Consider the following 881-nt stretch of genomic DNA (forward strand, 5'->3'; position numbering starts at 1 on the left):
TGCATACCGTGCCGGAAAACCTCGCCTACGTGATCTACACCTCGGGCTCCACCGGCAAGCCGAAAGGGGCGGGCAACAGCCATCGCGCCCTGGTCAACCGCTTGCACTGGATGCAGAAAGCCTACGGTCTGGACGGCACGGATACCGTGCTGCAAAAGACTCCGTTCAGCTTCGACGTGTCGGTGTGGGAGTTCTTCTGGCCGCTGCTGACCGGCGCCCGTCTGGCGGTTGCATTGCCGGGCGATCACCGTGACCCGGAGCGTCTGGTGGCGACCATCAACGAGTACGGCGTCAGCACGTTGCACTTCGTACCGTCGATGCTTCAAGCGTTCATGACCAGCGAGTTGGTCGAAACATGCGCTTCGCTGAAACGCGTCGTTTGCAGCGGTGAAGCACTGCCAGCCGAGCTGGCGGCACAAGTGCTGAAGCGCCTGCCACACACCGGGCTGTACAACCTTTACGGCCCGACCGAGGCGGCGATCGACGTCACCCACTGGACCTGCACCGTCAAAGATCACCTGAGCGTTCCAATTGGTCAGCCGATCGACAACCTGAAAACCCACATCCTCGAAGACGGCCTGCTGCCCGCTGCACCGGGCACCGCCGCCGAGCTGTATCTGGGCGGCGTCGGTCTGGCTCGCGGTTACCACAACCGTCCTTCGCTGACCGCCGAACGCTTCGTGCCGGATCCGTTCTCCACCGAGGGCGGCCGCCTGTACCGCACCGGCGACCTGGCGCGTTACCGCGACGAGGGCGTGATCGAATACGCCGGTCGTATCGACCATCAAGTGAAGATTCGCGGTTTGCGGATCGAGCTGGGCGAAATCGAAGCGCGTCTGCTGGAATACCCAGCCGTCCGCGAAGCCAGCGTGATCGATATT

Annotated in this window: 1 protein-coding gene; it reads left to right on the forward strand. The window is 63.0% G+C overall.

Going from position 1 to position 881, the window contains the following annotated elements:
* On the forward strand, positions 1-881 hold an 881-nt coding region (locus tag NTD82_RS16075), incomplete at both ends, for an amino acid adenylation domain-containing protein (RefSeq protein ID WP_262129429.1).

The organism is Pseudomonas sp. 5P_5.1_Bac1 (assembly GCF_025466015.1).
GTDB lineage: Bacteria > Pseudomonadota > Gammaproteobacteria > Pseudomonadales > Pseudomonadaceae > Aquipseudomonas.